This window comes from Anaerovibrio sp. JC8 (genome assembly GCF_002100115.1).
Lineage (GTDB): Bacteria > Bacillota > Negativicutes > Selenomonadales > Selenomonadaceae > Anaerovibrio.
The window spans coordinates 26,972-50,532 of the sequence record NZ_ANBM01000011.1; the positions used below are offsets into that span (position 1 = coordinate 26,972).

Sequence of the window (23,561 nt, forward strand, 5' to 3'; positions counted from 1 at the left end):
TTACGATAACAGGGAGCGGGCTGTATATTGCTGATAGATTTCTTCGTTGCCTGAACGACTTTGAAGTGACTTTGAAGTTTACTTCAAGATAACTTCAAAGTCAACTTCACGGTAACTTCAAACTCAATCCAAGATAAAAATGCCTTTACCTCACAGCGAAAAAGGTAAGCACTAAAATATACTATGTCCCAACAGCAAAAATAAAAAGCAGCCCGAAGGCTGCATCATCATATATTGACATCATTATTCAGTTAGCATAGGTGCATTTCATGCAAACAATTCCTTTTTAAAGCCAAGGATTTTGTCCGCACTCCCAGCAGCTCACTTTTAGATTAGCATTTTTAGCTGTTAAAGTCTACAATCCTCAACCATATTCTATAGCCCGAATTGCCTCTATAATCTTATATACTTCTGTACTTGGCTGAAAATCTGCCGTATGAATTTTTCGACCACTATCAACACAATGTTTCTCGAGTCTTTTGGCGTTCTGAATAGCTTGTTCCTGATAATCAGCAAGCAATTCATATAAGTCTTCACGACCTTTAGAATACTCAGGAATTATTTTTTCAACCGCCTCCAATAATTCTTCATTAGAGTTGTATTGCTTTGTTGAATAAATATAATGACAAATAAACCATTCTTCAAAACATGGGGCAGAAACAATGACTTCCATACCATACTCTTTATTCGTGGCAGCTATCTTATCTGCAACCATAATCTGCTTATTTTTTTGGGCATTTACATCTGAATCAACGAGACAAAATGCCCGATCACCCGAATCTCTTTTTATATCTTTTTCTTCGCACTCTTGTAATAATTCCTCAACCATTTTTACCGGATCTGTTGCATTCCCAGGAGCAAAATGAATTTTTACTTTATCACTGTTAAATTTTCTAAAGTAGTTTGTTTCAGTTTTATTCTTTCCTTCTGCAGAAATAACAATAATGCGCTTTCTTATCCGGCTATTTGAATTCCTCTTCTTCGACTCGTATCCAGTTTTTCTTACCCCCATAAGCTACCCCCTGCGCCAACTTCAGGAATGGAACCATATCTGCCGAGTAAATACGCCTTGCGTATATCTTCTCTAGTCCTTGGAGAAAATTCATCAAGCGAATAAAGATCAGAGATGCCGGTCTGCTGATTCTTTTCAACAAAATAAATCTGATCTCTTCGCATTTCATTGAGGTCAAGAAGCGACATTGTATGAGAGGAAATAATCAGTTGAGCATTCCTTTTATTAATATTAGGATTATTGAATAGTCCCACTACATATACAAGTAACATTGGATGAAGACTTGTATCAAATTCATCTATGCACACCGTTTCACCGGTATCAAAAGCCCGTTTAATAATTGGAGCCATAAAAAAAAGATTTCTTGTTCCTTGAGATTCACTGTGCATCCCCAATGAATATTTTTCATTGTGTCCGTTATCATCGCCTATTGTATGAAATGCTGTAATCTCATACACCTTACCCTGAATTTGCTGATCTGTACCCACTTCCTGCTTTGGAGCAAATTGACCTGGATGTACAAAAGGTATTTCTTTGCTTGTGAAATTATAGTCGGAAATGTTTATATCCGCCTCTTTTAAAAGGTTGATTGTAAAATTACGCAAAGATTTATCTTCATCATTTTCATAGAGATTTCCCGCAAGATTAAGAGCTTTCTCTTCATATCGTGGTTCATAAGTATTAATCCCTTGCATGAACCACAGCATTGGTTCTTTGGTTTCTTCCGCGTTCCAACTAGATGCGGTTGCAAGGAAAAGTTTATTATCTGTATTTCTTTCCGTAAGAGGCTTTAGCTTTTTTTGTATCGCATGATCCGTAAATCTATATGGTTCTTTTTCAGATTCATCACGCACAAATATAGTAGCCGGTTTAGATGAATTATAAACATAAAGATACTCCGTGCAAATTTTTTTTGTAGTCGCAGAAAATCCATAAACATATTTTTTTTCATTAACCGTAAAAACAAATTCAAAGGAAGTAGGCTTCGAACCCGATTCCTTGTCAAATAAAAATGGGGTAATTTGCGTTAAGGGCTCACCAATCTGTCTAAAATTTGAAAACCTTACCATTAAAATGGCTGCTGTTAGAGCAAAAAACAAATTGCTTTTGCCAGCTGCATTTGCACCAAATATAGCAGCAACCTTTAATACTCTATCTTTCTTCATTTGAACGATATTATCTAAAAGGTTTTTGTCAGCTGATGCTTCCATAGAGAGTACAGCCTTATTTTTAAAAGACCTAAAATTCTCCACTGAAAATTGTTGCAACATAGTTGTTCCCCCTTTTTAGACCTGTGTTACCATTATACCAGTTTCATTTCATTTTTCAACAGTAAAATGCTGTTTTTTGACCAAATCTGACAATAATGTGCATTTTATTGTTAAGTTTAAAGTAGTAGTTATACCACTCCCCTAAAACTAAGGACAACATATTTGCCAATTTTCACTTTTAACTGGCCTGTCGATATAATCCAATCATAACATCCGCATATTTCATACCTCAGATTGAATACACAATCATACTTCAATAATCTTGTAAGGTCTTTTTCCTTACTATGCATATACTCTTTTAATACTGTTTAATAGGTATGAACTTCATCCACGTCCTTTAATATTCGTGCAGAAATCTCCTTATGTTCTGCACTAGGAGCCAAGGTGAAACACTTCCCATTTGAAAAGTGGTAATTATCGTTTTGCTTTCTGCGTTTTTACTGTTTTTTCTACCAAATCAATATTCGTCCGGTAATAATAGGTACGAGAATGCCTACTAACCAACAAATATCCCTGCTCCACCAGATTTTTAAGCACCTTGCGACGCAAATAGCTTGAATTGCTTATGCATACCTCCTTATCGTGAATTACTTCAAGATAACTTCAAACTCGCTTCAATTTCACTTCAAGCTGCATACCTCTTTCCTTGCAAAGAAAAAGACTGCCCACACCTGATGTGCAGCAGTCTTTTTTTAGCTCAAAAATAATGTTTACGTGGCTCACTATTAGGTGAGCATTAGTGGCTCTTTACTTCAATATAGCTTCAAGATTACATAAACTATACCCTTCTCAAACAGCATTATGCATTTATTCAGATAGAGCATATCCATCACAAATATCATAATAAACTGTATCAATCTCATTAATAATATCATAAAGGAACCGTTCTTCATCGAAGTTATCAATATCACCTATCATCTCGTCAAGAATCGTCAACCCGCCATTTACATACTCTTCGACAATCTTACGCACCACATCATCATCATTAATCTGATTCTCTTTTCCTTCAGCTCTCAATTCGTTCAAAGCAACAGAATAAATGTAGGACATTTCCTTAGAATTCTCTATTGCACTAAAACGAAGATAACTATTTGACTTCTCAGAGGAAACTTTCTTATTTCTGCTCACACCTAAGCTCATGGCAAAAACATAGATATCAGAATTACTACCATCTCCTAGATGAAGAATATTTTTCTTTTCAATTTTTCCTCTGATAACTTTTTCTTTTAAACTATCATCACAATTAAATGTCTTATCTGCCATAGCTATTTACCTCTGTCACATTGTCCTTCATTTTAAGTTCTGTATAGCTGGAAATCACATTTTTATTAAAGACCTCACTAATTTCTTCAGAAAACTCTGAGGGGGTAAACGCAAGTACTATCTGCTTGTTCTCGCTTACATCTAGTAATACATCTGCAAAATTTTTCCTGTTAACATCCGATACCCTACCCACGGGAGTATCAATGAATAGAAAGCTGTTATAACCAGATACCTTGTGAATAGCAAGCGTAAATGCTAGTGCAAGTAACTCCCTTTCTGAGGCAGAGCAACTGTTTAAACAAGATTCACCAGTATACTTATGATACAACTTGATATTATAACTTTCATCAAGCTCCACATTACCATAAGTGTCCTCTTTCCAGATAAGTCTGTCAAAGACAGATGTTGTAACACTAGCTATATTAGTCCTTACCTCTCCGGCTAGTTCATTTCTGATTTCATCAACCATGCACTTCGCCTCTTTGGTAAAATTATAATATCTACTTAACTGCTCATTCGTATTATTTACCTCAACAGCATCTTCGTATTCCTTTTTTAGCCTATTCTCCTTATCCTTAAGCTGATCTAATTGTTCATAATATTTGCCTTTCTTTTCCTGATTCTTAAATTTTAGTTCTTCATTTTTCCTTTTCTGCTCGATAGCAGTCGATACATCATCAATAGACTCTCTGCCATAAGCACCAATAGATTTCCAAATCTGTTTAGCTTTTTCTTCTATGTCCTCAATGGCCTTGACTTTAGAATTTATTTCATCAAGTTTGTTCTGCTTTTCAGACTCGTATCCATTAATATCTATAGCCCTCATAACATCTTTAGCAATATCGCTGATTTTCTGTGCAGAAATATTATCATTTATTTTAAAAAGCAACTCTTTAAGCTTATCAATTTTAGAACTATCAAGATGGCCCCCACAAAGCCTACATTCACAAGACCTGATACTTTCCTGTATCTCGTCAGAACTAAAATCCGGATAGAGGCTACCACTCTTTTTACGCTCGGCAATATAATCAGAAGTAGCTTTATTAGTCTTATACATAAGGATCAGAACAAAATATTTCTTGACTATATCAATCAGCTGATTTTCAAGCTTGCCTTTATCTTCTGCTAAATTCTCCAATAATCTTTTATATTCCTCATATTGTTTATTTTTATCTGCAAGGAATTCTTTACCATTAATCTTGTTATCACATTCAACAATCATTTTTTCGGCTTCACTTATCTGGGTTTCAATATCAGATATTTCTTTTTCCTTGTTCTCCCGGTCAGTTTTGACTTTCTCATATTCCTCTTCCTTCATCTTCAATTGAGGGGAATTAGCATTAATTTTATCGCTATATTCTTTCATGACCTTACCAAGATGATCACTTACATTGTTGATAATATTAATCTGAGCAATTACAGAAACACTATCCTTGATGTTTTTCCTCTTTACAATACTAAAATATGTAAGAAGTTGTTCACCGTCAAAATAGAAATACTCCCTTATACTTTTCGGCAGAAATCTCTCTATTATTTCGGCAATTTCATTCTGTGCTGGAAAAGAAGTGTTTCCACTCTCATCAGTCATTTTACATGTAAGTTTATCTCTTCCTATCTGGCTCCTACTGGATGTCTTATATTTATGTTCTCTAGTAATCTCATAGGTAGTCCCTAAATCTTCCAACTTGACAGTAACATAAACACAAAATTCAGTCTGTCCTGTTTCTTCTGCATCTGCCACAGCCTCAATATTATATAAAGGAAGCCGATCAACAGAATCCTGATCATCCCCCCTTTTATCAATTATACCGGAAACATGGGGTTCATCTCCATAAAGGCACCAATTGATAGCATTAAGAAAATTAGTCTTTCCCACACCATTAGAGGCAACTATTACATACATATCACATGAATTAGTCTTAGGAAATTCAAGACAAAGATTTTTATATTGCCGATAATTATGACATAAAATTGAAATCAGACGCATTAGTTTTTCACCTTCTCATCTACAGCTTTTTCAATAAGCTTCTTATATTGCTTGGAAAACTGTACACTTTCATTTTCATGACTGATAATAGCATATAAAAAATCTTTTAATATTATATTACTACCAGCCTTTTCTTCAATTTTATCATTTATTGCAGGATTGGATATCATCTCAAAACCTCCGCTCTTATTTTCTGTAAAAGATTATATATGCTTACATTATTTAAAGCATTTTCAGACAAGTCCTCAGCCCTTAAAATTTCCTTGTCAAAAATACGAGTCTCACATTCAATCAATCTTTCGTCCTTAAAAACCGATAAATCCGGTTTAAGTATCATGTCATAAATATTAGCCTGCCTCTTACCTGGCGCTTGTCTTATTATTCGGCCAATCCGTTGGACATATTCTCTTGGATTAGTACTGCTTGCCATAATAATAGCTGTATCTGCAGAAGGAATATCAATACCCTCGTCAAGACACTTAATTGCCACTAAAACCTGATACTTTCTTTCTTTGAACAACTTTATGATATAATCGCGTTCTGACAATCCGTCATACTTGTCCATAGGAATAGTGCCTTGCTCTTGTGTAAATTTTGTGCAGGCAATATGATGTTTACCTAATAATCTTATTACTTCATCAATTTGTGCATCCGAAACAAATATAATAGTATCCGTGATTTCGTTGCCAAGTTCACCTAAAATATTTTCAAGTTTCTCATATTTGTTCTCGGCATTTTTTTCAATATTGGCACGCTGAAACCTTAACATCTGTAAAAAGTCATCATTATCCGAAGCATACCTTCCAATCTTAATTATTTTATCCGTGAGTTTCTTATACTCTTGCAACTCCGTTTCTGTAAGAGAGATGAAGCAAGGATGATAATAATAATTTACCAGAAATGTCCTACCAGTAACTGGGTTGATATTATTTAACGCATCTCTTATGGTAAATTCATAAGAATCATTGCCGAAATATTCAAATATAAGGTTGCTTCCAGCATCATCAAACCATCTTTGAGGTGTAGCGCTAAGTCCTAAACGATAGTCATACCCATCTATAAGCCCGTTACGGGTCTTCGCTGCCCCCATACCATGCACCTCGTCTCCAATAAAGAATTTTTTTATTCTCGTAAATTTTGAAGATTCAATAACACCCAAAAACTTTGTAGAAGAACATACTTGATGGGTAGTATATATAATAATATTTTTATACAGACCTACAGACAACTTTAACAGCTCTTTTTGCAATGTGTTGGGCCAGCCATGCACATTTCCATTAATAACTAAAGATTTATCAACAGGAATATCCAATTTGTCAATATCAGCCTTCCACTGACCAGATAGTGTTACCTGAGGACAAGCTACCACTATAAGAGGTTTTCTGTTATCCAAAAGAACTATTTTTATACAACCTATAGCTGTCCTTGTTTTTCCCGTTCCAGTAGCTAACTGCAATAAAAGCTTCCTACCGTTATTCTTCCACTTTTCAACGGCTTCTTCCTGATAATAAAATAACTCCAGTTTTTCTTTAATCTTAGGTGTGACAACAGGAATAGTCGATTTAGGCGGATACTTCTTGTTTGCAATATATGACGGCTCAAAATCTTTGCTTTCTTCAATCAATTTCTCTTTAATTGCAACCGGCAAGTCCTTAACTATAACATCTTTACGCTCTTTTTTCCAAAAACTATTAAATTTACGAACATCGCCCGTAATCCAAGCGCCATCACCTTTCCAGCTTCTAAAAACCTTAAATTCCTCGGTATTATCAAGCCAACCACTTGCAGATTCATTATTTGAACCGCTAAAACTTATAATATTCCCAGCCTGATCATAAAAAATACCAACTTTTTGGTGCATTATACCCAGTTCGTTTACTTCATACTCTGAACAAAGCATGTTATTTTTACAAACAATAGCAATTTTTATTTCCAATAAGCCATTTGCTATCATCCAACCTAAAGCTTTAATATGGTCTTTTTCAAATTTATCCTCAATTTCGTCATAAGATTTTATGAAATCACGATAAATAACATTATCAAGATCATCAAGAGAATCATTTAATACCTTAATGTCCTTGCCTTGCAGCCTAGGACATGTTACAAGCCGCATTTTACCACCATTAAGTATAAACCGCTCTATCCCCTTTGCAGCAACAGCTAATGCCCCCGAAGAGAAAAAACCCGCAATCCTATCATACTGATTAGCTTTGGACAAAACAGGAATATAGAAATCCCATAAGATGTTATCTACTCCCGAATCATAGGATGGATTTAAATTTAGCTCACTGAAATCATTGATCATAAAATCACTTCCAAGCAATGTTTTTCAAATAATTCCCTTTATAGTTAGACTTTTCGATAAGCATAAGAATCATCCTCTTGACATTTGGCAGTCTCCGCTGCGTAGTACTCTCAGATAAACACCTCATCATTATATCTGTAACATTAATGTGTTTTTGTTTTCCGTAATTCATAACCAATCTTACGATAGGCACCCTAAGAAAAAGCTTAGTCTTAATATCAGCCTTTGTTCTATCAGGCAATTTCATAAATATCTGCCCCAAATGAGTAACAGCTTTATCGCCAGAAGACGTTACTAACCCTAAATGTGCAGTTAACTTATAATGGTTTTCTCCATATTTTGACCATGAAGTATGATTTCCATCCTTATTAAAATAATACCCAATATCAACATAAGTTCCACCAGGATTAGCATCGACAATATTAATAATACCTTCAATGCTATCTAATGAACTATACTGAGGAACATTGCTTGATTCTATTTTTTCCTCATACGTAGTATCGAGATTTAGAATACTTACAATTTCATCAACAGAACTACTCTCCAATAATTCTACAAGCATTGTGTCAGCTAGTATTCTATCATTCTCAGAAAAATTTTTTCCGGCTTTCTCAGGATAATTGAAAAAAAAAGCTTTAAAAACATCATCCTTAGAATAGCAACCGCTTAAAAGAATATTAATATAATCATCCATGATATACACCTCTGCGCTTCATTTAGATGGCGGAATAAATCTTACATCAAAATATTTAGCAGCTATCTCAGGATATTCTTTTTCAAAATCCGTTAATGCTTTCATCGAAGAGCATAAAGTACCTTTTGTTTTATGTAATGCCTGATTAGCATTGCAAAAATCACGAAAACTCATTTTCTTTATGATACTTGGTTGGTTGCACCATCGGGCAATGGTAACATACATGCTACGATACTTGGAATTTTTCCACGGAGTATCATTTTTACTACGATATCTCATAATATAAGGAAGGCAGCCATATCTAAGTAATAAGTCAATACGAATAAATGCATTTTCTATATCTTTTGCATCAGTACTTTCAAAGCCAACCAGTACATAAAACATAATCCCCTTACGCTTGCTTCGATACTTACTAATACGTTTCAACTGACGATGAATCAATTCATAATCACTAACATTATCAAAGGCAAAAGTAAAATCGCCATCATATTTCGAACTAAAAAGCAACTCACATTGTTCGTCATCAAGGACGCGTTCATCCATACCTTGCTTAAATTTAAACGGTTTGCCAGTTGCTCTTAACTTTTCTAGCAAAGGTTTATATCCCCTATGGTACCCAAAGAAGTTATCATCAAGCAGGCATATTTTCTTGCGAGATTCATCATAAAATTCCTCTAATTTACTATGTTCAAATACACGATTATACTTTTGATTCACACAAAATGGGCATTTCCTAAAACACCCTCTTGTTAAGAACCCAATACTATAATCTGTGTATTCTTTAAACTGAACCCTAAATCGGTCCTCGTTAAAACTAACCTTAACATTTTCAACTAATTCAGGGTCTAATCCATCTTTTACTGCCTGCTCCTTTAATGATCTTGTTTTGATTTCTGCGGCCTTGATGGCAGATTCTTTGGCATCTTTAACTTTTAGCTCAATCCACTTATCATAAAGATGATAGTCTGGCATATGATGTTCAATTTCATCTGGAAGATTCGGCGCTTTATCAAACCAAAAACCCGTACCACCGATTTCAACGTTATCATATTCTTTAACATTATCCAACGTAATAGGACAGTATGTATCAGTAAAAACCTTAGCAATATAAACCCTTTCATACTTGGACAGATTATCATAATCCGTCTTCAACTCAACTTCTTTTCCTTGTTCTTTCCAATAAGCAGAAAGCTTCATACAGACAAGATTAGGAAATCTGTGATTAGTCCTACCAAGTAAATCAGCATCGATAATAGCGATTGACATCTTTCACCTCTATAATGAGTTTTTCATATAAACATAATTTATGTCATGATGGATAACATACTAAAAGCTGAGAATACCTTTTGTTCTCAGCCTTTCCTTCTAAACTAATATATTCTTTATTAAATTTATTTTTCCTGCAAAATTAAAGATTACTTTAAATAGAATCCATTAAATTATATTTATGCCACTCCATCAAGAGATTATTCCTAAAAATATAAATAAAAAACTGCTCTCATAGAGAGCAGTATACCTTAAAATAACACATACATTTTATCATCGTGAAAACTTATGACATATCAGCAACTATCTTTTTAAATTCTTCTACTGTGATACCGGCTTCCTCAGCCGCTTCCTCTGCAGTGAGTTTGGATTTTTTAAATAAGGACAAAACCGTTTCTATTCTACCCTCTCGTCTTCCTTCTTTTCTACCCTCGATTCTTCCTTCTTTTCTGCCTTCTATTCTTCCAGCATTTTTGCCCTGTTCTTCAATTTCCATCAAGGTTTGATTATACGTCATATACAACGCCCTCTTTCCATCATCATTAGGCTTATTATTAATATAGTCTACTATACTGGAGAGCTCTGTACAATCTCAGCCTTGATATTTATTTAACCAGCTTCAGACCATGCACCATATCCAGATCAAACAATCTGGCGTAGGAGAAGCCGCCCATAAGGTTGCGGGCCTTGAAGCCATGCTGGTTCAGCATCCGTTCCATATAGTAGCCGTTGATGCCCACCCGGCAGCTGACGATAATTGGCCGTTCCTTGTCCAGCTGACTCAGCTGCTGGCGGAGCTTTGGTGCCGGAATATTGATGGCGCCCTTGATGTGTCCCGCCTCGAACATGGATGGACTGCGCACATCAATAAGCACGGCTCCCTTTTCCAGCTCAGCCGCCAGCTCCTGTGGCAGCAACGGGTCCGTCAGTCCCTGCATAATATTGTCTGCGTAGTAGCCTGCCATATTTACAGGGTCCTTGGCAGAGGAAAACGGCGGAGCATAGGCCAGCTCCAGATCCATCAAATCCTGTACAGTGCCGCCAAAGCGAATAACAGAGGCGATTACATCAATACGCTTGTCCACGCCTTCCTGGCCAATGGCCTGGGCTCCCAGCACCTTGCCATCCTTCATGCTGAAGATCATTTTCAGGGTAATGGTTTTGGCCCCCGGATAATAGGACGCGTGATGATTTGGGAAGGTAACGGTAAAACGATAATCCTCGCCATATACCATGCCCATCCGCTGCAGGGCCCTTTCATTCAGCCCGGTGGAGGCCGCCGTCAAATCAAAGACCTTCAGCACGGAGCTGCCCACAAAGCCACGATATTTTCGCTGGGCACCATTCATATTGTCGGCTGCCAGCCGCCCCTGACTATTGGCAGGACCCGCCAGGGCCAGGGAACCAGCCTCGCTGGTCTGGCCGTTGTAGGTCTGTACCGCATCACCTACGGCGTATATTGACGGATAATTGGTCTGCATGGATTCGTTTACTACAATATATCCCCGTTCATTGAGTTCAATGCCGCTATCCTGCAGGAAAGCCGTATCTGGCCTTACACCAATGGACAGCACCACAAAATCGGCATCCAGCTGTTCACCTGAGGTCAGCTCAACCCTTAGGCCATTGTCTGCCCCATGATGGAATTCCTTGACCCCATCTCCCAGCACCAGCTTAACCCCTTTGGACTTAAGCTCGTTTTCTGCCAAGGACACCATATCTGTATCAAAAGGAGCCAAGATATGGGGAGCCGCCTCCACCACAGTTACCTCCAGCCCCTGCTGCCTTAAATTCTCGGCAGACTCAATGCCCACGAAGCCGCCGCCCACAACAACTGCCTTGCCATTAGGATATTCACGGCTCAGCCTGTGCAGATTATCTGCATCCGGCACATTGCGGAGAGTTACAATATTTCGATGCTCTATTCCCGGAATCGGCGGAGTTAATGGCTTGGCGCCGGGAGCCAGCAACAAGGCATCATAGGTTTCCTCATACTGGGTATCCCCGAAACGAACCTGCACCGTCTTTGCCTCAGGATTTACAGACACAACCTCGCTATAAATCCGCACATCTACATTGAAAAGACTTTTAAAGCTCTTTGGGTCCATGACCAGCAGATCATCCCTGTACTCAATGGTTCCACCCACGTAATAAGGCAAACCGCAGTTGGCAAAGGAAACATCTCCGCCCCGCTCAAACATTATAATTTCAGCCTGCTCATCCAAACGGCGAAGTCTTGCAGCTGCAGTTGCACCGCCGGCCACGCCCCCAACGATTAAATACTTGCTCATTGTCTTGCACTTCCTTTAAACACTAAAACACTATTATTTTAACATTATTTAAACCCCATATTAACTTTAAATTATCACGATAGAATGATTAACTCTCTGGTGAAGCCTTTGCCCTACAGATGGTTTGTGTCAAAGTCCCCATCGGGCAGAATACGCACCAGGATCTCGGCTTATAAATCAGCATAGCCACAATGGCAATGACCTCGGAGGTCAGCATCAGGCTGTAAAGCCCAAAGGCAAACTGGGCCACCCAAGGGCTGACACCGGCAGTGTAGGTCCAATTCCATGGAAGCTGGAAGGTCCAAAGGAGGGTAACCACATCCTGCAGATTCTGGATTTCACTGCCCACCAGATAAGAGGTGTAAATTATATTGAAGAACATGGCGAAGAAAAATGCCATGAAGCCATACCGAAAGGCCTTGCCCTTCATCCAGTCCGGCATCTCCCGTCGCATTGACAGTCCCACCTGGCTGCCCATTACCCGCAGGAACTGCCCCCGATCACAGTAGCGGTTGCAAAATAGCTTATTGCCTCCACCAATAGCAAATATCAGAGGCAGGCAGAAGCTGATAAGTCCCAGCCAGGCAAAGAGAATGTTAACAAAACCCAGTGAAAAATAGATGATGGACCAAATCCAAAGGTAATGGTACCAATGACGCTGCTGCTTCATGACCTCACCTCCACCTTGATGGCCGAGGCGGGACATTCCTTGGCACACATGCCGCAGCCCACACACTTATCCTCCACAGGACTGGCATATACCCCCTGTATAATTTTCATTGCCCCCATAGGACATACATCCACGCAGGTGCCGCAGGCCACACACATATCCCTGTCCACCACCGCGTGACGGGGTGATAATTTTGCCATTCCTTAAGCCTCCTTCTCTTTGGACAGCTTGCTGTCTCCAAAAAGACATTCCAAAATCGCCTTTATATGGTCATTCTTCAGCCTGTAGGAAATCTCCAGACCGTTTCGCTCTCCTTCAATGATCCCGGCCTGACGGAGCTTTCCTAAATGCTGGGAAACCGTAGACTGGGGAACCTCCAGACAGCACTGCATGTGGGTTACATTGCAGCCGCCACTGCGCCAAAGGCCCCGCACAATACATAAACGGATAGGATGGGCAATCACCTTCAAAAGCTCTGCCCGCTCCTCCAATAATTTTATATCTTCAATCATTTTGACCACCTCCAACATTGTATTTGTATATTACGATATTTGAATATAGTTTGTCAATACTCCCAAAAAGAAAAACCAGATTCCCCACGGAATCTGGCTTTAAATGCTTTATTCAGCTCATTTCTACTTAAATTATTGCTCCTCCGGAGCCTGTATCAAAGGCGGTGGATATGACAACCTTTTGCAGGCCGCCTCGTAGCTTTCACACTCAATGGTAAAGCCCCGACCGCTTACCTCCGAGGTATCGGATACAATCATAAAGGCCAGGGGATCATGCTGGTCGACAATTTCCTTCACCTGGGCCACCTGGGTAAGACGCACCACAGTAAACAGCACATCACAGCGTGCCTCGGACATGCCGCCCCGGCCATCTATGTATGTCACGCCCCGATGGACCTGGGACATAATATCCCCGCATATTTCCTTGGCTTTTGGAGAAATAATGATAATGGATTTCTCCCGGTTAAAACCGGCAGCCACGCGATTGGTAAGCTCCGCCGTGGCATATATTCCCACAATGGACAACAGGGCCTCCTCCAGCTCGAACATGAAGGCCGAGGCCATGACAATGGCAAAATTCAGCACTGCCACCGCCGTACCCATATCCACGGAATAATACTTTTTTATAATGGCCCCCAGCACGTCCAGCCCACCGGTATTGGCATTGGCCCTAAACACCAGCCCAAAGCCGATGCCGCTCAGCACACCACCAAAAACGGCGTTAAGTATGGGATTAGCGCATACCTTCCAGCCAATAACGAAGGCCGTCATATCCAAAATAATGGAAAAGGCCACGGTACCGATAATGGTATCCATAAAGTAACGCTTGCCAAAAATTCGGTAGGCCAGAAACAAAATTGGCAGATTATACACCAGATTCTGGATACCTACCGGTAAGGCGGTTATATAGTAAACAATCAAGGACACACCGCTGATGCCGCCAGTCAGTAAATGGCCGGGAATAAGGAACAGATTGAAGCCCAGTGCGGCAACAAGGCAGCCCAATAATATCTGAAATAAACGCACGACGTTTTTCATGGCCCATTTAAAATTTTTATTTTGCGTAGTTAGTGTCATCTCGTAGTTCCCGATTTAATGCTATTCTATTTCATTTTTAACTTCTTCAGGCACCTTGGTCCAGCTCTTCTGATAGTGGTCCAGCTCCCTGGTTACGGCCTTAAAGGCCTGCCAGCCCACGTCATTGTGGTTCTGCAAAAGATGCTTGAACTGCATTCTTGGAATGTGCAGAATCTGGCATTCCTCCGACGCCTCCAGCAAAAATGAGGACGGCACACCTAGGACGGCCTGAGGATTAAGCAGCTGCCCCTCCTCCACCTCGTCCAGAGGCTTCATCCACTCATCATCCCCCTTGCTGTACCGGGCGACCCTGCCTGTAAGCAGTACCAGCAAAGCGGTCTGATTTACGTTTTCATTCAAGATAACGTCATTCTTCTGATAAGAGGAAACCCAGCAGGAATCCAGAAGTGACCTGATCTGAGTCTTATTCAGGCTAAGGAGCAATGGTGTTTCGCTAAGCAGCCCCACATTGTAATCCAGCTCGTTGCCTTCCATGGTAACCGTCTCCGCAACGCTGAATTCCTCCATTATGCTGTAGGTTATCATAGGATGGTGGAACAGATTATGAGGGGTCCAATGCTTATCTATTAAAAGCGGCCAGCTCAGCAGGAAAATATATTCCTCGTTGCTGATGCGGAAAATGTAAATCCTCAGGAGCTTGCCCCGACGCAAGTCAAAAGGACGGCGGCGATCCGCCTCTGCAATGCGGTGCATGGTGTCCATAAGATCATTTGGCCCCAATGCCTCAGCCGCCCTGAACACAGGCTGGATGGTATTGGAATTCAAAATAATCCGCCACAGCTTGCCATTGCCAAAATAATAATTGGTCCTCAGATAGGAGTCGCTCATAACCTCATCACGCAGATAGCCCAAATAGGATACAGGCGCAATTCTCCCGCCAACCCGGAAAATGGCCTGCACAGCGGCTCTGGAGTGCTGCCCCTTTTCGTTCAGGACCTTCAGCTCCTCCTCATCCAAAGTAACAATATCCTTTATATTATTGCCGTATATCTTCCTGAGCTCGTCCATCATGGTACTGCTTACGTTGCCCACTCGGAACCGCGTCTTGGAAGGAGGTGTAATAATATCCATAGCAAGAGACTCCTTCTCTAAAATTGAATCCTTTCCTTTACAATTTTATCGGATTCTCCTGCATAACACATTAGTATTTGTAAGTATATTAACCATATTATCAAAGCCGCCCTTAAAATACTTGTATTTTTGCCTTTAAGCCATTTTTTTCATATACATTTTCTATATAATTCTAACATAATTCGGCATATTTCGGTATATTTTTCCTTTACCCCTTTTTCCTATTTTAAAAGCATCAGTTAAATAAAAAATCCACCGCTAAACAGCAGTGGATTTCGTGTTTTTAAGTTACAATACCGGAACAGCAGTAGTCTCTCCAGCCCGCTGCCTCACCTAAAAAACAAGTTTGCTATCACACTTAAAAGTATGCTGATGATAATGCAGGTGACGACAGGAAAGTGAAAGGAGCTGTTTTCGTCTACAATATTAATATCGCCCGGTAATTTCCCAAAAGGGATAAATTTCCCGCCAAAATGGATTACACAACCCACTACAACAAGAATTACCCCCAAATATATCAGCATTTTTCCCATATCGTTCATACTACACCTCATTTTCCGAATATAGCGGAATAACATTTATAACCGGCTCCTCATATGGATGCACCCGTCTGATGGCCCGTAGCGTGCTCTGCAGCTTGCTTTTCAGTACATTTACTTCCACCTTAAGCTCAGCTTCCTCACTAACCGCACCTACATTTCCGATATAAGGATTCGCACCACTAAGTGGTCTCCAGGTGCTCCTTACACGGGAATATGACAGGCAGCTGTCATAATTTCCAATATGTCCGGCATCCGCCTCCTGCAACGCAGCCTGCAGCACCGACAAGTGAGATTCCGGTATAAATATCTCCAGTTTAAGCCAATCCATCAATATCCCTCACCGTATCAAATGTATCAACACTTCCGCAAATTTCTATAAAAATAGTAATGCTTCGCATATTTTAAATAATGAATTCCACCGCAAAATTGCAGTGGAATTATTTTTTGGTACACGGTTATCTTACCCCTAGCAATAGAAGGATACTTCACCAAATCTTTCTTGCCAACACTTAACAATGTAGTCTACACGTAATTCTATCATACGCATGATGTTTCGTAAGGTACCATCCGTAATATGAGATTTATTGTGGCACTTTAGGCATTTACCCGACATGGTAATCCATATTTTTGTGGCATTAGCCGACGGCCTGCCTTCAGATACGTGCACATGAACCGGTTCCAGTGGTTTACTTTCATCCGACCAAAAATACACCCAATAACAACCAATCTTAAACAGCTGTGGCATTATTAAATCCACCTTCCTGAGAAAACTCAAGTATAAGATTTGCAGCCTTGCGTATAAAGTCAACGTGCTTCGCAACCTCTTCTTCAGAATAGCCCTTTACATCCTCAACCCTATAAGCAGGAAGATAACATACCATACTATGAAAACAATCTTTTTCATCAGGAGTCTCAACATATACCTTTACTTCACCATTGGCAAGCATTTCGGAATGGGTAATCTCAGTATCATCTTCCAATGTCATAAATGGATAAATCATATTCTCACCTGCTTTCACGCAATATTTTCAATGTAATTATATCATAATCAGCAATACATTAATATTGCTATAATTGGTAATCCCCCTAGAAGATGCTGCTTCCTGCCCAACATCTTCTAAGGGGATTACTGCTCCGCGTTTCGCACTGAAGTAATTATACAATCCCTTTGTAAAGCATAACTACTTGTATGTGCTTTATTTGACTATATAATCGTTGTTTTACCCGCCAAGCATAAGACCTATAACATTTTTTTAATACTTTTTTAATACACAGGTTCCATATATATTGCATAACCCTTAAAATAATGGTACATTTGTATAAGCGCAAAACAAGGCAAGGAGTGAAAGTATATGCGTTGTAACAAATGTGGAGCTGAAATGCCGGAGGGAAGCCGTTTTTGTGTTTCCTGTGGCACTTATATAGGAAATGACCCTATTCCGCCCCAGAAGGATAATGGCAAGAAGATTCTCATGATTTCCATAGCTTTGGTGGTTGTCCTGGTACTGGGCATCTTTGGCTACAGTGCCTACACCGAAATGGAGGCCCAGCGCCAGCTGGAAGAGCATCATTGGGAGGTTCATAGTCAGGCCCTGGATGATATAACTGACAAAAAGTGGAGTAAAGCCTACGATGAGCTGGATGCACTGGAAAACCGCTGTCATGAGTGCGATATCCTCATGCTGTACGCCAAGGCCATGGATTTATATCAGGATGGCCATGCCAGTGATGAATCCCTGGAAACAGCCCATGATTACTTTGACCAGATTGACCCTGAATACTTGGGTGCCATGGAAAAAGAAATCCGTCAGGACCGGGAGGTTGTAGACAAGTCCTATAAGGCTATGCTGGCCCGCAAGGCTGAAGCCAAGCGCCGGGCTGCTGAAGCCGCTGCTGCCAGAAAGGCTGCTGAAGAAGCTGAACGGGCCAATAACATTTACATTGGTGACCCGGAAGAGAAAATCCAAAAGGTATTTGGCACCCCATATCGTGTGGGACGGGCAGTCTCCAACGGAATCGAGGTCAAGCAATATGTTTACGAATATCCAGGATATCGCCACGTCATTATTTACACCACCAATGGCAAAGTAACCGGCTTCCAGGAGTAAAAAGAAAAAGTAACACAAAAACAAGGCAGGACCCGCCAATAAGGCGGTCCTGCCTTTTATAATATCTGGATTATCCCTGTTTTGGGAACATACCAAAAGCGAACATGGTCATGGCCACGGAGCCCATGGAAAATACCCTGTTTACTGCCACGCCATCATCACCGTCTGCGGCGCCGATGGTATAAAGCAGCGGCCAATAATGGTCCACAGTTGGCACGGCAAATTCGGAATTTGGTCCGATTTCCCAATTAAGGGCCCTGTCCTCATGGTGATATTCCACAGCCCTGCAAATATAATTGTTAAAGGAGATGGCCTCCTGGGTGCCCTCTCTGTTCCTGCGGGCCATCTTGTCAGAAGTATAGCCCACCTTCTCCGGATCGTATGCCACGTTGCCGCTGCCCAAAATGAGGTAGCCCTCACTTCTGAGCTGTGCCAAGGACTTACCTAAATCATAGCATTCCTGGGCAATTAAGCTCTTGTTGACAGACAGCTGCACCACGGGAATATCCGCCGCCGGAAACATATGCACCAAAACAGACCAGGTTCCATGGTCGATACCCCAATCATCATTTATCGAAACCTTGTCCCCCAAAAGCTCCTGCACCCGGCTGGTCAGATCAGCACACCCGTTAACAGGATAGGACACCTGATAATATTCCTCCGGAAAGTCCTGAAAATCGTATTCCTGCTTTGGCTGGGCTGCACTCTGGACATAGGTCCCCTCAGTGAACCAATGTGCAGAAATAGAAAGTATTGCCTTTGGCTTGCCAAAAATATTGATTACAGATTCGCCCACTGCCCGCATCCCTGCGGTAATGTCATTCATTTCCAGCGCCGTCATGGGGCTTCCATGTCCTGCAAAAATGACCGGCATCCTTATATCATCCATAAAAAGTCTCCTTGAAAATCATATATTCAGCTTACCTTTTATTATATCACTAAAATATCACAAAATTTGCTAATTTCTTATATAAAAATCAAAGGACATCTTTTATTGCCTTCATCAGCTTATTGATATCCACCGGCTTGCTGATGTGGCACTGCATACCGGCTTCCATGCAGTTGCGGATATCCGCCTCATAGGCATCTGCAGACATGGCAATTATCGGCACAATGCCTGCGTCAGGACGATGAAGCATACGGATTGTCCTGGTGGCTGTAAGGCCATCCATAACCGGCATCCGCAAATCCATAAGAATCAGTTTGTAATGAGATCTTTCACTGGCACTGTAGAAATCCACGGCCTGCTGGCCATCGTGGGCCCAGTCAATAATATTTGCACCATAGTCAGCCAGCATCAGCTGGGCCAGCTCAGCATTAATTTCATTATCCTCTACCAGCAGGATAGGCACATCCTTCAGCAGCTCCTTGGAAATTTCCTCCCCGGAATCTGCTCCGTACTTGCCTTCCAAAGCCAATGCCTTGGCATCCTCCCGTACAGTCTTTATCGGAACAGTGAAGATAAAGGTAGTACCTTCATCCACTTTACTTTCTACCTCTATGGAACCGCCCATCATGGTAATGAACTTGTGCACCAGTGAAAGCCCCAGACCGGTGCCCCGGGTATTTACAGTTTCTTCACGATTTTCCTGGCTGAATACATCAAACATGCGACGCTGGAATTCCTCGCTCATGCCGATACCATCATCCTGAACAATTTCCACAAGGGTAGACTTATCCCCATCAGCATTCACATGAACATCCCATACCACATGGCCCCCGGCCTGAGTGTATTTCACGGCGTTGCTGAGGAGATTCATGGCCAGCTGCTGCAGACGAAGCCGGTCAGCATAAACCACCACATCATCATCCACATGAATCTCAGCCTTAAAGTCAATATGATGATTGTTGGCATTCATGGTGATGGCATCCTTGATAATGTTAAACAGCTCACGAGGCACTATTCTGTCCTCACGAAGCTCCATCTTGCCGCTGGACAGCTTGGACAGATCAAGGACATCGTTTACCAGGGCCAGCATCAGCTTGCTGGAGCTGTCAATACGTTCAAGGTACTGCTGGATTTCATCCAGATTTTGGGTGCCACGGGCCAGTCTGGTGTATCCCAAAATGCCATTCAGCGGTGTACGCATATCATGGCTCATGGTGGACAGGAAGCTGCTCTCCGCCTGACGGGCCTGTTCTGATGCATCCAGGGCCGCCTGCTTGACACTGAGCTCAGCCTGTACCCTTTGTTTATGGGTTGTATACATGGAATAGCTTACGATGATGGTAATAAACAGAATCACCGTAAAGAAGATTACTACCAGCCTGGTTGGTATGGAACGCAGATAATCCATGGTGGTCTGGCCGGTGTAAATATTGTGGCTGATGATACTGGTAACATCGATATTGCTTCCACTTACAGTTTTACTGAGTATAGAATTCAGGAGATAATTTTCCGGCAGCAGCTGACCGCTGCACTCTGTATAGAGGTTGTCCACCCCTTCCACCAAAAAGCTGCCGGAGCCCCGCTTGATGGTCAGCCAGTTAAGCTGGGCCATATTGCAGAATACCGCATCCACCTGATGGGCCATCATGGCATCATAGCATTCCTCCAAAGTGCTGTAGCCATGGAAGTCTACCTCCGGGAAGGATTCCTTCAGCATCTTCTCTACATTGGCCGGCACTTTGCCGATATATGCCGCCGAGTGAACAGTCTCAGCATCAGAGCGTCTTAAATAAACCATGTTAAGGGTAAAATATGTCTTGGTCAGGGCCAGCCCCTTGGACTCGCTGGCAATAATATCCTGGGTAGTGACGCCATACAAATCTATATCCTTTGAGTGGATGGCAATTAATATATCCGCCCGATTTTTAAAAGGAACGAACTCCACCTGCCAGTTCAGCTCCTGACCGATTTTGCGATATAAATCCGGTGTTATTCCACGGAAATTGCCATCATTGTCAATATACGAAAATGGTGGCTGATTTTCCAACAGACCTACCCTGAGAACGGGATGATCCGCAATATACTGTTTTTCCTCAACAGACAGAGGCAGGCCTTCCCGAACCTGGAAGTGACGATACTTGTCAAACAGCTTCTCAGGATACAGGGCGTCTTCATAAAGAATACGGTTCATGGCCGCATCCACTTTATTTTTCAACGCAACCTCATTCCTGTTAAAAATAGGATAATAGGTGTTGGTGGCAATATTAAAGGACGCACGATAGCTGTTGGCATACTTGGTGCCTGTAGCCACAATGGCATCCACCGCACCGCTGTCCATGGCATCATACATGTCCTGGTCACTGTCAAATATTACAAACTCCGGATGAATGTTGCTCTTTTCCGCCCACTCCTTGGCACGGTCATACATAATGGATAATTTAACTACACCAATACGCTTCCCGTCAAATTCAGCCGGGTTGCCATAACTGAACCGCGCATCGTCCTTGCGCACCCGGATACTGGCCTGGCCGGTGAAAAAGCCATTGTTGGCAAACAAAAACTGCTGCAGGCGCTCCGGATTAGGGGAAATTCCCAATGCCATCTGAATTTCTCCATCCCTCAGGGCCTGAAACATTTCAACATTATTTTTATATGGGTGATAAATAACCTTCAGATTGGCATATTGGGCAATCTTGTACATAAATTCTGCATCAAAGCCGTAATACACCCCTGTATCTGTAGGCATGGCAATGCCGGGCTGCACCACAATACCCACATCCACCGGCTGCCGTTTGATCGGAGCTTCATCAGCATGAATCCCCCGGGCCGGAAGCATTACCAGGCAAATGACTATCACCATTATAAGACGCATCAGCGTAGACCGATTTTTTATCATAATATGCATCCTCCCTTATGGACGTTGCATAAAAAAATCTAAAATAATATATAGGTACTAATTCGACATTTGCCCAGTTAATCCTTTTTTATATCCCATTATTAATACATATAATTAATCTGCCTGTACAGCCGTGGTGTACTCCCTGGTGCCCTTTAATTTCAGCACTGCGGCAATAAAGAAGTTCAGGACAAAACAGCCCGCAAAAAACATGAGGGTATCCGTATAGCTGTGGGTGTGCTCCCAGAACCATGAAACGATAGTAGGCCCCACTACTCCGGCCAATCCCCAGGCAGTCAGCACCCGACCGTGGATTGCACTCAGCTCTCTCGTGCCAAAAATATCGGACAAATAGGCCGGCATGCAGGAAAACCCACCGCCATAGCAGCTGATTATCAAAAATACCAATATCTGGAACATGAATTCATCACGGGTACCGGCCAGCATCCAAAAGGCAGCAACTTCAATGAAAAAGAACAGCATATAGGTAAGGCCCCGTCCCAAATAGTCAGATATTGTGGACCAAATAATACGTCCGCCACCGTTTAAGAGGCCAATAATGCCCACCATGGCCGCCGCCCCGGACGCATCCATGCCCACAACCTGCTGGGCCATAGGAGATGCTACAGCCAAAAGGCCAATACCGCAGGTGATGTTCACAAAGAACACCCACCACAGGGCACCGAACTGCCAGGTCTTCAAGGCCTCAGCAGCTGTTGCCCCCTGATGCAGCATAACCGCTTCCCGGCTTCCTTCCTCAGCCACCGGTGGCTTAAGATATAAGGCGGAAGCACCCATGATTACCATATAAACTACACCGAGAATCAGGAAGGTTTCCACCAGACCGTACTCCACCGTCAGCCGCTGCATGGTAGGACCGGCGATAAGTGCCGCAAAGCCGAAGCCCATAATGGCCAGGCCGGTGGCAAAGCCGCGATGATTCGGGAAATATTTAACCAGCGTTGACACCGGAGTAATATATCCCACCCCAAGGCCGATACCGCCAATCACTCCATAGAAAAGGTACAAAAGCGGCAGACTGTGGAGATAAAGGGCCAGGGCCGAGCCCAGCATTCCCGTGCCAAAAAACAGCATGGACATCAAGCCGCTCTTTCTGGGACCGTGCTTTTCCACAAACCGGCCCAAAAAGCCTGCCGAGGTGCCAAGGAAAAGAATCGCAATGGAGAAAATCCAGGTAGTTGCTGACAGACTGAAGCCCATAGCCTCCATAATAGGCCGGGTGAGAACGCTCCAGGCATACACGCTGCCGATGGAAATATGGATTCCCACAGCAGCCAGGGCGATTAACCAACGATTACGCATCTTTAAACCATCCTTTCTGTAAAACAAACCAGAAAAGAGATTCCCCCCGGCGGCCCTTTCCAAATAAAAAAACCGTCCGGACAAAATCTCTCTGCCCAGACGGTCGGCTCTTCTTAACCCTGCAGTACACGTGGTCAATTCCACATTATTCCGTCAGCCCTGCACGGCCTATTTACTTTTCAACACGCTCAGTATAGCAACTGGCCATTGTCATGTCAATAAATATTATTTTTGTTACAAAAGCTCCTTATTATTTGCCATTTTCCATATTTTTTGTTAATTTGTAATATGTTAGTCATTTTACACGGGATTATGATACAATAGAAAGCGGATTGACTGTGTATAACAAGTATTCAATAAAAT

General features: G+C 41.7%; 23 protein-coding genes and 1 riboswitch. Of the genes, 1 reads left to right on the forward strand and 22 read right to left on the reverse strand.

What is annotated here, in order from left to right; all coding sequences use genetic code 11:
- Window positions 1-364: 364 nt before the first annotated feature.
- The 19 genes from D081_RS10435 to D081_RS10520 all read right to left on the reverse strand — a co-directional run bounded on the left by D081_RS10435 (window position 365) and on the right by D081_RS10520 (window position 16,983).
- Window positions 365-1,012 (reverse strand): RloB family protein, encoded by a 648-nt coding sequence (locus D081_RS10435; protein WP_085024118.1) that lies wholly within the window; start codon window positions 1,010-1,012, stop codon window positions 365-367.
- Window positions 1,003-2,283, reverse strand: coding sequence for an ATP/GTP-binding protein (locus D081_RS10440; RefSeq protein WP_085024119.1), 1,281 nt, complete (start codon window positions 2,281-2,283; stop codon window positions 1,003-1,005). The genes D081_RS10435 and D081_RS10440 overlap by 10 nt, the downstream gene beginning before the upstream one ends.
- An 807-nt stretch (window positions 2,284-3,090) precedes the next feature.
- On the reverse strand, window positions 3,091-3,546 hold the full coding sequence (locus D081_RS10445; protein WP_085024120.1) for a hypothetical protein: 456 nt from the start codon (window positions 3,544-3,546) through the stop codon (window positions 3,091-3,093).
- Window positions 3,536-5,533 (reverse strand): AAA family ATPase, encoded by a 1,998-nt coding sequence (locus D081_RS10450; RefSeq protein WP_085024121.1) that lies wholly within the window; start codon window positions 5,531-5,533, stop codon window positions 3,536-3,538. The genes D081_RS10445 and D081_RS10450 overlap by 11 nt, the downstream gene beginning before the upstream one ends.
- Complete coding sequence (locus tag D081_RS12725; RefSeq protein ID WP_158087651.1) at window positions 5,533-5,703, reverse strand: hypothetical protein; 171 nt, start codon at window positions 5,701-5,703, stop codon at window positions 5,533-5,535. Before D081_RS12725 ends, D081_RS10450 begins: the two co-directional genes overlap by 1 nt.
- Window positions 5,700-7,838 (reverse strand): DEAD/DEAH box helicase family protein, encoded by a 2,139-nt coding sequence (locus D081_RS10455; protein ID WP_085024122.1) that lies wholly within the window; start codon window positions 7,836-7,838, stop codon window positions 5,700-5,702. The genes D081_RS12725 and D081_RS10455 overlap by 4 nt, the downstream gene beginning before the upstream one ends.
- 4 nt (window positions 7,839-7,842) lie before the next feature.
- Window positions 7,843-8,532: a hypothetical protein gene (locus D081_RS10460; protein ID WP_085024123.1), complete on the reverse strand. Its 690-nt coding sequence runs from the start codon at window positions 8,530-8,532 to the stop codon at window positions 7,843-7,845.
- 18 nt (window positions 8,533-8,550) lie between these two features.
- Window positions 8,551-9,798 (reverse strand): hypothetical protein, encoded by a 1,248-nt coding sequence (locus tag D081_RS12970; RefSeq protein ID WP_085024124.1) that lies wholly within the window; start codon window positions 9,796-9,798, stop codon window positions 8,551-8,553.
- Window positions 9,799-10,084: 286 nt separating this feature from the next.
- Complete coding sequence (locus D081_RS10470; protein WP_085024125.1) at window positions 10,085-10,315, reverse strand: hypothetical protein; 231 nt, start codon at window positions 10,313-10,315, stop codon at window positions 10,085-10,087.
- Window positions 10,316-10,403: 88 nt separating this feature from the next.
- Window positions 10,404-12,089 carry an FAD-dependent oxidoreductase gene (locus D081_RS10475; protein WP_085024126.1) on the reverse strand — a complete coding sequence of 562 codons (1,686 nt, stop codon included), beginning with the start codon at window positions 12,087-12,089 and terminating at the stop codon, window positions 10,404-10,406.
- An 88-nt stretch (window positions 12,090-12,177) separates the two neighbouring features.
- Entirely contained in the window at window positions 12,178-12,759 is a 582-nt protein-coding gene (locus tag D081_RS10480; RefSeq protein ID WP_085024127.1) for a hypothetical protein, read from the reverse strand.
- On the reverse strand, window positions 12,756-12,959 hold the full coding sequence (locus D081_RS10485) for a 4Fe-4S binding protein (protein ID WP_085024128.1): 204 nt from the start codon (window positions 12,957-12,959) through the stop codon (window positions 12,756-12,758). The genes D081_RS10480 and D081_RS10485 overlap by 4 nt, the downstream gene beginning before the upstream one ends.
- Before the next feature lie 3 nt (window positions 12,960-12,962).
- Window positions 12,963-13,271, reverse strand: coding sequence for a helix-turn-helix transcriptional regulator (locus tag D081_RS10490; RefSeq protein ID WP_085024129.1), 309 nt, complete (start codon window positions 13,269-13,271; stop codon window positions 12,963-12,965).
- Between the two features lie 132 nt (window positions 13,272-13,403).
- Window positions 13,404-14,309: a YitT family protein gene (locus D081_RS10495; protein ID WP_085024130.1), complete on the reverse strand. Its 906-nt coding sequence runs from the start codon at window positions 14,307-14,309 to the stop codon at window positions 13,404-13,406.
- A gap of 60 nt (window positions 14,310-14,369) precedes the next feature.
- Window positions 14,370-15,440 carry a Crp/Fnr family transcriptional regulator gene (locus tag D081_RS10500; RefSeq protein ID WP_085024131.1) on the reverse strand — a complete coding sequence of 357 codons (1,071 nt, stop codon included), beginning with the start codon at window positions 15,438-15,440 and terminating at the stop codon, window positions 14,370-14,372.
- 329 nt (window positions 15,441-15,769) lie between these two features.
- Complete coding sequence (locus tag D081_RS10505; protein ID WP_198941992.1) at window positions 15,770-15,982, reverse strand: DUF2905 domain-containing protein; 213 nt, start codon at window positions 15,980-15,982, stop codon at window positions 15,770-15,772.
- Window position 15,983: 1 nt separating this feature from the next.
- A complete protein-coding gene (locus D081_RS10510) occupies window positions 15,984-16,310 on the reverse strand; it encodes a cytochrome C biogenesis protein (RefSeq protein WP_085024132.1) in 327 nt (108 codons plus the stop codon).
- Between the two features lie 138 nt (window positions 16,311-16,448).
- Window positions 16,449-16,727, reverse strand: coding sequence for a DUF4160 domain-containing protein (locus D081_RS13115; protein WP_085024133.1), 279 nt, complete (start codon window positions 16,725-16,727; stop codon window positions 16,449-16,451).
- Complete coding sequence (locus tag D081_RS10520; protein WP_085024134.1) at window positions 16,711-16,983, reverse strand: hypothetical protein; 273 nt, start codon at window positions 16,981-16,983, stop codon at window positions 16,711-16,713. The genes D081_RS13115 and D081_RS10520 overlap by 17 nt, the downstream gene beginning before the upstream one ends.
- A 351-nt stretch (window positions 16,984-17,334) precedes the next feature.
- On the opposite strand from D081_RS10520, the gene D081_RS10525 reads away from it, so the two are divergent.
- Window positions 17,335-18,090, forward strand: a complete 756-nt coding sequence (locus D081_RS10525; RefSeq protein WP_085024135.1) for a zinc-ribbon domain-containing protein — start codon at window positions 17,335-17,337, stop codon at window positions 18,088-18,090.
- 70 nt (window positions 18,091-18,160) lie between these two features.
- On the opposite strand, the gene D081_RS10530 is transcribed toward D081_RS10525, so the two are convergent.
- From D081_RS10530 to D081_RS10540, 3 genes are all read right to left on the reverse strand, one after another.
- Window positions 18,161-18,979, reverse strand: coding sequence for a dioxygenase (locus D081_RS10530; protein ID WP_085024136.1), 819 nt, complete (start codon window positions 18,977-18,979; stop codon window positions 18,161-18,163).
- 88 nt (window positions 18,980-19,067) lie between these two features.
- Window positions 19,068-21,875: a transporter substrate-binding domain-containing protein gene (locus D081_RS10535; protein ID WP_158087653.1), complete on the reverse strand. Its 2,808-nt coding sequence runs from the start codon at window positions 21,873-21,875 to the stop codon at window positions 19,068-19,070.
- Between the two features lie 114 nt (window positions 21,876-21,989).
- Window positions 21,990-23,198 (reverse strand): OFA family MFS transporter, encoded by a 1,209-nt coding sequence (locus tag D081_RS10540; RefSeq protein ID WP_085024138.1) that lies wholly within the window; start codon window positions 23,196-23,198, stop codon window positions 21,990-21,992.
- An 86-nt stretch (window positions 23,199-23,284) separates the two neighbouring features.
- A riboswitch (ZMP/ZTP riboswitch) is annotated at window positions 23,285-23,369 on the reverse strand.
- Window positions 23,370-23,561: the final 192 nt, after the last annotated feature.